Genomic DNA, 9004 nt, shown 5'->3' with positions numbered 1-9004 from the left:
CTCTGAACAAAGGACTCCGGATCCGTCCGGTATGTGACACCCCGATCAGTGAGGTCGATCACGCTGACGGATGCGCCGGTGCGGCTCCGCATCGGAGGCCCCCGGCGCCGCCGCACTCCTGCCATCGCTGCCGCGCGAGAGTGCCGGCTGCGGCTTCTTGTCCGCCCGGACGGTTGCCCCCGGGTGACCGTCCGGCTCTTCGACCACACTGACCACGGTCTGGATCCCGCTACGGGTCGCCGCTCAGCCGCGTGTGTCGAGCGGGACGTGCAGCGAGAGGTGTGAGGACAGGGCGCGGAGGAAGTCCGGGGCGTCGAAGACCGCGCCCGCGGAGGCGACGCCGGTGGTCCTGGTCCGGCCGGTGAGGATGCGGTCGACGGCCTCCACCGCGAGCGGCGCGCTGATGGCGTAGATGTCCTGGCCCGCGGCGACCGCGCGGCGTTCCTTGTCGCCGGAGCGGACGAGGACGTCCACGACGAAGGTCTGCGCGGAGCGGCCGCGCTCGTCGACGGCCGCCGGTGCCGAGGCGTCAGGAGCGGACAGGTCCGCGGCCGCCTTGGCGGTCATGTAGGTGCGCACCTCCGGGACGGCCAGGTGGCTGGGAATGGTGACGACGTCGGCCATGGTGAACTCTCCGATGACGCTCTGGGGGCCGAGCGGAGCCGGGAAGGGCCACTCCAGGGTCGGCAGAGCGTCATCGTGGTATTCCAGCCGTCCGCCGGTGTAGCGGACACGGCGGCCGCTCCGTCGCTGCCCCGAGACCACGCCCGAAGCGAGCGTCCCGGTGGTGGGGTGCCAGCTGCTCAGGCCGTAGGCGATGTGCGCCTCGTCCGCCGCCGTCCAGTCGCCCATCGCCGTGGTGACCAGCAGGTCGCCGAGGCCGCCGTAGAAGGCCATCGCCGGGACCACCACGGTGCCCGCGGCGCGGGCGCGCTCCGCGAAGTGCGCGAACGTGTCAACGTTCGCCTCGATCTCGGCCGCCACGTCGACATACGGGATGCCGGCGCGCAGCGCCGCCTCGACCAACGGGGCGGCGGTCGTGGCGAAGGGTCCGGCACAGTTGATCACGGCGGCCGCGCCGTTCAGCGCGCGGTCGAGCGAGGCCGGATCGTCGACCGACGCCTGGCGTGCCTCGAGCCCCGGGTGGGCCTCCACCAGCGCCAGCAGCTTGTCCTGGTCGCGACCGAGGAGCAGCGGGACGTAACCGCGCTCGCGCAACTCCGCTACCACGAACCTCCCGGTGTGCCCGTAGGCGCCGAACACCGCCACGTTACGACCCGATCCCATGCCTGCTCCCGTGTGCTCGAAATGATTCAGTGCGGAAATCCTGTCCTCATTGGCGCACCGGTACCAGTGTCCGGAACGACATGACCCGTACAATTCCCGACATGAGTTCTGTCCCACGCTCCGTCGCGGTCGCCGCTACCGACGGGATGCTGCACTTCGAGCTGGCCCTGGCCTACGAGGTCTTCGGCTCCGCCCCGGACGCCCTGCCAGGCCCCTGGTACGACGTCAGCGTGTGCGGCACGCACGCCGTCCGGGCCGGCCGGTTCCTGGTAGAGCCGGACTGCGGGCTCGACCGGCTGGCGCACGCCGACACCGTGATCGTCCCCGCCTTGGCGGACGTCGACGAGGACCCGCCGGCCGACCTGGTCGAGGCGGTGCGCGCGGCCCACGAGTCAGGCGCGCGGGTGGTCTCCCTGTGCACGGGCGCGTTCGTGCTCGCCGCCGCCGGCCTGCTGGACGGGCTGCGCGCGACCACGCACTGGGCCCACACCGAGGACCTGGCCGCGCGCTATCCCCGGGTGGAGGTCGACCCGGACGTGCTCTACGTCGACAACGGCAGCGTGCTCACGTCTGCCGGCAAGGCCGCGGCGATGGATCTGTGCCTGCATCTGGTCCGCCGCGACCACGGCTCGGCGGTCGCCAACGTGGTCGCCCGCCGCCTGGTCGTGCCGCCTCACCGGGCCGGTGGCCAGGCCCAGTTCGTCACCACGCCGGTGCCCGCCCAGGACGGCCATCCCCTGGCCGAGCTGCTCACCTGGGTGATGCGGCGGCTGGACCAGCCGCTCACCGTGGAGGACCTGGCCCGCCAGGCGAACATGAGCTCGCGCCACCTGGCCCGCCACTTCCGCTCGGTGGCCGGCACCACCCCGCTGCAGTGGCTGCTGGCGCAGCGCATCCGCCGCGCCCAGGAGCTGCTGGAGACCACGGACGACAGCATCGACACCATCGCCTCGGCCGCGGGCATGGGCACGGCGACGACACTGCGACGCCACTTCCACCGCACGATCGGCGTACCGCCGGACGCCTACCGCCGGACGTTCCGCGCGTGAGGCCGCGGTCCTCACCTTGACGGCTCTCGACCGTCTCAGCGGCCGAAGGGCCACCGGCGTTCACGGGCGGGGCCGGCTTGGGCACGGCCGCGCAGCCGCAGCGCCGCGACGAGGACGTCACCCGCCTCTCGGCGGCGTGAAAGGGGTGAACGACAAGTCCGGCCGACCGCCACTCAGGTGGTCCGTGCCTGCACGGACTTCGCGAGCCTCCGCCTTCTGAGGCCCTCGAAGTCCGAGCGTTTTTGTTCAAGCCCACAGAGCAGCGGCCGATCGAGACTGTGCTCATGTCTCAACCAACCTTCACCCCAGCCCTGGGCCGCCTGGGCCGCACACGCCTGTACGACCCGGTGCTCGTCCTGACGCGCGAGCGGCTGTGGCGCAGCCTGGTCGCCATGCACGTGGCACCGCGGCCCGACGACACGATCGTGGACGTCGGCTGCGGCACCGGCTCACAGGCGGTGCTGCTCCACCGCCTCGAACCGCAGGCACGGATCATCGGTGTCGACCCCGACCCGGAAACGCTGGCGCTGGCGCGGCGTAAGAGCGACGCCGACGCGACGGCCCCGCAATGGCGGCTCGGCATGGGCGACGCGCTGATCGAGCTCCTGGGTCCGGGCTCGGCCGACACGGTGGTGTCGAGCCTCGTCCTCCACCAGTGCCCGCTTCCGATGAAGCGTTCGATCCTCACCTCTATGCACGCCGTACTGCGGCCAGGCGGCAAGCTCGTGATCGCTGACTACGGCCTGCAGCGAACCACGCTGATGCGCCTGGCGTTCTGCACTGTGCAACTGGCCGACGGACTGCAGGACACTCAGCCCAACGCGGAGGGTGTTCTGCCCAGGCTGATGACCGCGGCAGGGTTCGGCGACGTACGCGAGGCAGAGGTCATCCCAACGATGACCGGCTCGATCTCCATCTACGTCGCTTCGCGGGGCTGACGAGCGTCCGGGTGATCGACTTCGTTCGGCTTTCCGGCTGCGGTCGTGCTCGCAGCCGGCACGACGCACGTGGGTAGCGGTCGATTCGCGCCCCCTGACGTTCCGCCTCAGCCGTTGAGCAGCCGCCACGCGGCGAGGGCGATCCTGGCCCGTGTCAGTCCGGTGGGCTCGGTCAGGTCGATGCCCAGGGTCTTCTCGAACTGGTCGAGCCGGCGGGCCACGCTGCTGTGGTGCAGGTGGAGAAGGTCGGCGGCCTGTCGCAGGGAGCCGGTGGCGCAGTAGGCGTCGAGGGTCTCCAGATCGTCCGGGTTTCCGGCCATGCGGGCGATCGCGGCCACGTCGGCGTTGTCCCGCACGGCGTCCTGGGGGATCTCGGCCAGGAGCGCCAGCGCGCCCAGGTCGTCGTGGTGGACGACCGGCCGGCGCGGGGTGGTGAAGCGGAGGGCGGTGCGGGCCTGCCGCCAGGATCGGTCAGGGCTTCCGGCGGCGCCGACGCCCGCGCGGACACCCGCTGGAAACCGGGCCAGGTCCACGGTGGTGGCCAGGATGACGCCAACGTCGGCGAGCGGCGCCGCCTTCACCTGCCGGGCCGGGCAGACCAGGCCGCCGATCTGGTCGAGCGGGAGCCGCGACCGTACGGCGAGGACACGGACCGGCAGGTCGGCGGCGAATCCCAGGAGCCGTAGCGCCCTGGCTCTGGCCGCCTCGTCACTGTCGGCGCTGATCACCAGTTCGACCAGGGCGGGATCGGCCATCGTGGTACGAGCAGGGCCGTAACGCTCGACGACCGCCGCGGCGGCGATGGCGAGCCGCTCCAGCAGCACCTCGTCGAGCGGACTCGGCGGGCAGGGCCGTTCCAGCCACACCGTGCCGATCTTCTCCTCATCGAGTGTGATCGGCGCCGTGGTGGACGCGGGTGACGGTGGGGCGGACGCCTCCCGGCCGTCAGGCGCCATGCGGATCACCCGCCCCGTGCCGGACAGCCGGATCCCGGCCACGCACTCGGCCAGACCCGCCGAGGCGCGGGCGAGCGCCGGCAGATCCACCCGTCGGCGCATCAGCGTGTCGTAGAACGCGACGACGCGAATCGCGCCCTCGATGTGCGGATCCAGGTGCGACAGCCGTTCTGCCAGTGCCTCCATGGCAGGAGGATAGGGTCCCGATGGCGTGCGGATGAGCGCCGATCGGTGCGCGCCGCGGGCGGGATGCGCGACGGATGGCGGATGATCTCGAGGGTGACGCCCCTCCGCCACTCGGCGGGATGCCCAGACCTTGGTTTTGAATCGATCGCTTCAAAATGTGCTAACGTCCTGCACGGCGGGGCAGATCGCCACCGCCCATTTTTGAAGCGCATGCTCCAAAAATCGGGGGCGTGCTCGGATGTCAAGCTGGGAGGTAACCCCATGCCGCTCGCGGTGTACATACTGGGGCTGGGCATCTTCACCCAAGGAACCTCGGAGTTCATGCTCTCCGGGTTGCTCCCGGGAATGGCCGCGGACCTGGGGGTCTCCATCCCCCAAGCCGGCCTGCTCATCTCGGCCTTCGCGATCGGCATGGTCGTGGGGGCGCCCCTGCTCGCCGTCGCCACCCTGCGCCTGCCGCACCGCACGGCGCTCGTCTGGCTGCAGGCGGTCTTCGTGGCGGCGCACGTCGCGGGCGCACTCGCCCCCGGCTACACCATGCTCTTCGCGACCCGCGTCATCAGCGCGCTGGCGTACGCGGGGTTCTGGGGCGTGGCCGTGGCCGCCGCCGTCGCGCTTGTGCCGGACAAGGCCAAGAGCCGAGCGGTCGCGGTCGTCGCGGGCGGTCTCACCCTGGCGACGATCGTGGGCGTCCCCGCGGGCACCGTCCTGAGCCAGCACGCCAGTTGGCGCGCCGCGTTCTGGGCGGTGGCCGCCGCGACGGTGGTCAGCCTGGTGTGCACGCTCGTCGCCGTCGCGGCCGACCGGGGAGCCGAGGGCGGCGCTGCGCCCCGCTCGGTCAGGACCGAACTGCGCGGCATGGCGCGACCGGAGCTCTGGCTCTCGTACGCCATCACGGCCTTCACCTTCGGCGCGGTCATCGTGACCTTCAGCTATCTGGCGCCGCTGCTGACCGAGGTGAGCGGGGTGTCCGAGGCCTGGGTGCCCGCACTGCTCGCCCTGTTCGGCGTCGGGGGCCTGATCGGCCTCGTCATCGGCGGGCGTACCGCGCACGCCCACCCCCTGCCCACCCTCGCCTGGGGACTCGGCGCCCTCGCGGGGGTCTCCGTGCTGCTCGCCCTGGCCGCGCACACCACGGCCGCCGTGATCGCCCTGGTCTTCCTGCTCGGCATCGCCGGGTACGTCACCAACCCCGCCCTTCAGTCACGGGTGTTCACGCTCGCGCCCGAAGCCCCCACCCTCGTCGGCGCCACCAACACCGCGGCCTTCAACGTCGGCAACACCCTGGCCCCCTTCCTCGGCGGCCTCGCCATCGACGCGGGGCTCGGCTACGCCTCCGTGGCCTGGGTCGGGGCAGGACTCTCCGCCGCCGGATTCGCGGGCGTCCTGTGGGCGGTAAGGCTGCGGCGGACACACTCCGCGCCTACCGCGCCCCCGACTTCCCGCCCGCGCGCCGCGGTATGACGCCCCCTCCACGACCCGGCCTCCCCCTTCACACTTCACACGAAGCCTGAAGAAGCACCGAGAAAGAGGACTCCCCCATGTCCCAGCCGGCCACCCCCGCTCCCACCCGCGTCACCGCCGACTCCGACTGGTACGCCCCGACCCGCATCTCGCTCGGCATACGCATCGGCGACCTGGTCTTCACCTCGGGCCAGGCGCCGGTCGACGAGAACGGTGAGACCGTCGCGCCCGGGGACTTCGCGGCACAGGCCCGCCAAGCCATGGCTCATGTCGGCACCGTCCTCAGGCACGCCGGATCCGGCCTCGACCGCCTGGTCAAGGTCACCGTCTTCGTCACGGACATCGCGCACCAGGCCCTCTACGCGGCGGTGCGTGAGGAGTCGTACGCCGCCCCCTTCCCTGCCGAGTCCTTCGTCCAGGTAGCCGCGCTCGCCGACCCCGCATGGCTGATCGAGATCGAGGCGATCGGCGCCGTGGGCTGAACCCGAAGCCGCGACCGAGTTTTGTACGAACGTTCCAAAACCGTTAGATTGGGCTCATGGCCAGGCCACGGCAGTTCGACGAGGACCGCGTCATCGGCGCGGCCATGGACACCTTCTGGCGCCAGGGGTACGAGGGGACCTCCACCCGCGACCTGTGCGAGAGCACCGGCCTCGGGCCGTCCAGCCTCTACAACACCTTCGGCGGCAAGCGACAGATCTATCTACGTGCCCTGGAGCGCTACTACGAGACCGCCACCGCAGAACAACTGGAGCTCCTGTCCGGGCCGGGGTCCTCCGTGGACCGGCTGCGCGCCCTGATGGCGCACGCCATCGACGCCGACGTGGCCGCGGAAGGCAACGACCTCCGCGGGTGCTTCGCGATCAACGCGGCAATCGAGGTGGCGACGCTGGACCCGGACGTCACGAAGGTGGTGCGGCGCACCTTCGACCGCGTCGAGGACGCGATCTGCACGGTCGTGGCCGCGGGCCAGGCCGCGGGCGAGATCCGCACGGACAACGACCCGCGCACCCTCGCCCGCCAGGTGCAGAGCTCTTATTACGGCTTGCAGGTGCTGGGCCGGGTGCACAGGGAGCGGAACGTCCTTCTCGCCACGGCGCACAGCACTCTGGAGTCGCTCCGGTCCCGCTAGGGGCTTTCTTGCGAACCATCGTGCAGCCACTGATGAATCGCGGCGACGTCCAGGCCCGCACGGTAGACGACGGCGCCTTTGACGCCCCCCGGGTGTCAAAGCGGCGGAGGGCAGTGCGCCGGCCTGCACACCGGACGTCGTGATGATCCGAGAGGGCGGTTCGCGAGTTGCTGCCCCCTTTCGTCGAAACCCGGGCCGGTTCACCTGCGGCACCGCTCCTCCGTGCGACACGACGTGATCACGCAGGGGGCGGGGCCACCGGGTAGCGGATGATGGTCTTCATGGCCTCCGGGGCCACGCGGCGCGGGTCGGAGAGGTAGATCTCGTGGTGGGCTCCGGCCGGGGCGACGCCGTGGGTGTGGGCGAAGGCCATCAACCTTCCCACGGTCTCGGGTTCGGTGGCGTACGGACCGACGTGCAGGATCTGGACGCTGCGGCCCTCGTCGAGGAGGTCGAGGCGAACCGAGTCGACCGGGAGGTCCGGCTTCTTCTTGCGGGTGACGGCCAGGGCCTCGGCGACGACAGCGGATGTCGCCTCAGCAGGCTGGAGGAGCATCATCGTCCAGGTCCACGACGAGCGGGGCTCACCGGGGAGGGTGTACCAGAGGCCTTCCAGGGGGGCGACGCTGTAGGCCGTGGTGGGCTTGAGGAGGGCGCGGACGGCGTACGCGACGCCGTAGAGGGCCGCTACGGCGTCGGTGTACGCGTCACCCGCCGGTTCGCCCCGGCCGTCGATCATGAGGTACGGAAGCGGGGCCAGGTCCAGGAAGGCCGGGTTGGACTTGGCGGCATAAAGGTCTTTATGAAGTTTCTTCATCAATGCTCCTCCGTGGATGTGCCACCCACTGTGGGGTCTGCCCCTGGGGGAGAGTCCAGCGACCGCGCGGTCGCCTCGCTTACAGCCGGCACGAGGCGTCGTCGGCGAAGAGGGCGAAGCCTGACACCCCGTGCTCCTCGATCCACCGGCCGGCGAATCCGCCGATCCAGCGGCCGTCTCGGTCACGGGTGGCCCGAAACTTGGTGATGCGGCAGGAAGGTTGAAGACGGTGCCGGTCCCGCGCGGGTCGCGTCCGAAGATCAGCACCTTCACGAAAGGGGCTTCCGCCACGACGATTGAGAGTCATAGACAGACCATCCGGAGGAGGGCGTGGTGTCGCATCGCTGGCGCGGCTGGTGCTTACTCCGCCCCGGTCTCCTGCTGTACGGCGGAACCATCGGTACGAACCAGTTGCACGCCCACCATGCGGTCCACCTGATCGTCTCCCCCGAGCCCTTCACCATGGCCGACGCCCATGGCCGGCGGCTGACCACCCGGATCGCGGTCATTCCCCCCGACACCGGCCACACCATCCTGACGGGAGCTCGCGGGGCCCTGCTGGCTCAGCTCGAACCCGGCAGCTCGCCAGGCCGTTCCCTTCTCGCCAATTCGGGTGCGGGGGTCAACTCCTCGACCTGGGGTCCGCCCTTCCCCCGCCTCCCCCACGCCGGCGTGAGCCCGGGACACCGCGAGGTGGCGGCGCCGCTCACGTTCACGCGACCCCTGGACGGCCATGAACACTCCGCCGAGGCCGCGGCCGCCCTGAAGATCGTCGAAGACTGGACGGGCCACCGTGTCGCCGGAGAAATCTCGATGCACCCGGCGGTGGAGATGGCGCTCGCCGTGATCCCCACTCTCCTGGCCAGGGGGCCGGTGCGTCTCCGCGAGGTCGCGGCCGCGGTGCACCTGTCTCCAAGCCGGTTGGCGCATCTGTTCAGCGCGCACGTCGGGATTCCGCTGCGGCCCTATGTGCGCTGGCAGCGCATTCAGCATGCGATCAGGCTGGTCGCCGCAGGAGAGACGTTGACGAGCGCAGCCCACAGCGCGGGATTCACCGACGGGTCGCACTTCACACGAGTCTTCAGGCACAACTTCGGGACCGCGCCCTCCACGCTGGCCGCCGCCATCGACTGGCTGCCTGAAACGACACGTTCGTACAAGCCCTGACCTCATCG

9 protein-coding genes are annotated in these 9004 nt (G+C 70.9%); 6 read left to right on the top strand and 3 right to left on the bottom strand.

The genetic code is table 11. The annotated features are described in order from the left end of the window. Positions 1–243 precede the first annotated feature (243 nt). Positions 244–1287: a saccharopine dehydrogenase family protein gene (locus ACFSKW_RS17750; RefSeq protein WP_379573356.1), complete on the bottom strand. Its 1044-nt coding sequence runs from the start codon at positions 1285–1287 to the stop codon at positions 244–246. Between the two features lie 101 nt (positions 1288–1388). Between ACFSKW_RS17750 and ACFSKW_RS17745 the strand changes: the two genes are divergently transcribed. After that, positions 1389–2336: a helix-turn-helix domain-containing protein gene (locus tag ACFSKW_RS17745; RefSeq protein WP_379573355.1), complete on the top strand. Its 948-nt coding sequence runs from the start codon at positions 1389–1391 to the stop codon at positions 2334–2336. Between the two features lie 284 nt (positions 2337–2620). Then, positions 2621–3274 carry a class I SAM-dependent methyltransferase gene (locus ACFSKW_RS17740; RefSeq protein WP_379573354.1) on the top strand — a complete coding sequence of 218 codons (654 nt, stop codon included), beginning with the start codon at positions 2621–2623 and terminating at the stop codon, positions 3272–3274. 107 nt (positions 3275–3381) lie between these two features. On the opposite strand, the gene ACFSKW_RS17735 is transcribed toward ACFSKW_RS17740, so the two are convergent. Beyond that, entirely contained in the window at positions 3382–4416 is a 1035-nt protein-coding gene (locus ACFSKW_RS17735) for a PucR family transcriptional regulator (RefSeq protein WP_379573353.1), read from the bottom strand. Between the two features lie 261 nt (positions 4417–4677). On the opposite strand from ACFSKW_RS17735, the gene ACFSKW_RS17730 reads away from it, so the two are divergent. From ACFSKW_RS17730 to ACFSKW_RS17720, 3 genes are all read left to right on the top strand, one after another. Continuing rightward, complete coding sequence (locus ACFSKW_RS17730; protein ID WP_379573352.1) at positions 4678–5880, top strand: Cmx/CmrA family chloramphenicol efflux MFS transporter; 1203 nt, start codon at positions 4678–4680, stop codon at positions 5878–5880. Between the two features lie 77 nt (positions 5881–5957). Then, positions 5958–6362, top strand: a complete 405-nt coding sequence (locus tag ACFSKW_RS17725) for a RidA family protein (protein WP_379573351.1) — start codon at positions 5958–5960, stop codon at positions 6360–6362. Positions 6363–6418: 56 nt separating this feature from the next. Continuing rightward, complete coding sequence (locus ACFSKW_RS17720; protein ID WP_379573350.1) at positions 6419–7012, top strand: TetR/AcrR family transcriptional regulator; 594 nt, start codon at positions 6419–6421, stop codon at positions 7010–7012. A 238-nt stretch (positions 7013–7250) separates the two neighbouring features. On the opposite strand, the gene ACFSKW_RS17715 is transcribed toward ACFSKW_RS17720, so the two are convergent. Then, the gene (locus ACFSKW_RS17715) at positions 7251–7829 is read right to left on the bottom strand and encodes a GyrI-like domain-containing protein (protein WP_379573349.1); all 579 of its coding nucleotides are present in this window, start codon (positions 7827–7829) and stop codon (positions 7251–7253) included. Between the two features lie 333 nt (positions 7830–8162). On the opposite strand from ACFSKW_RS17715, the gene ACFSKW_RS17710 reads away from it, so the two are divergent. Next, positions 8163–8996, top strand: a complete 834-nt coding sequence (locus ACFSKW_RS17710) for a helix-turn-helix transcriptional regulator (RefSeq protein ID WP_379573348.1) — start codon at positions 8163–8165, stop codon at positions 8994–8996. The last annotated feature ends 8 nt before the right edge of the window (positions 8997–9004 follow it).

Source organism: Nonomuraea mangrovi, from assembly GCF_042681425.1.
GTDB lineage: Bacteria > Actinomycetota > Actinomycetes > Streptosporangiales > Streptosporangiaceae > Nonomuraea > Nonomuraea mangrovi.
The sequence above is the reverse complement of the archived record's forward strand: the minus strand, read 5'-3'. Positions and strand labels throughout refer to the sequence as shown.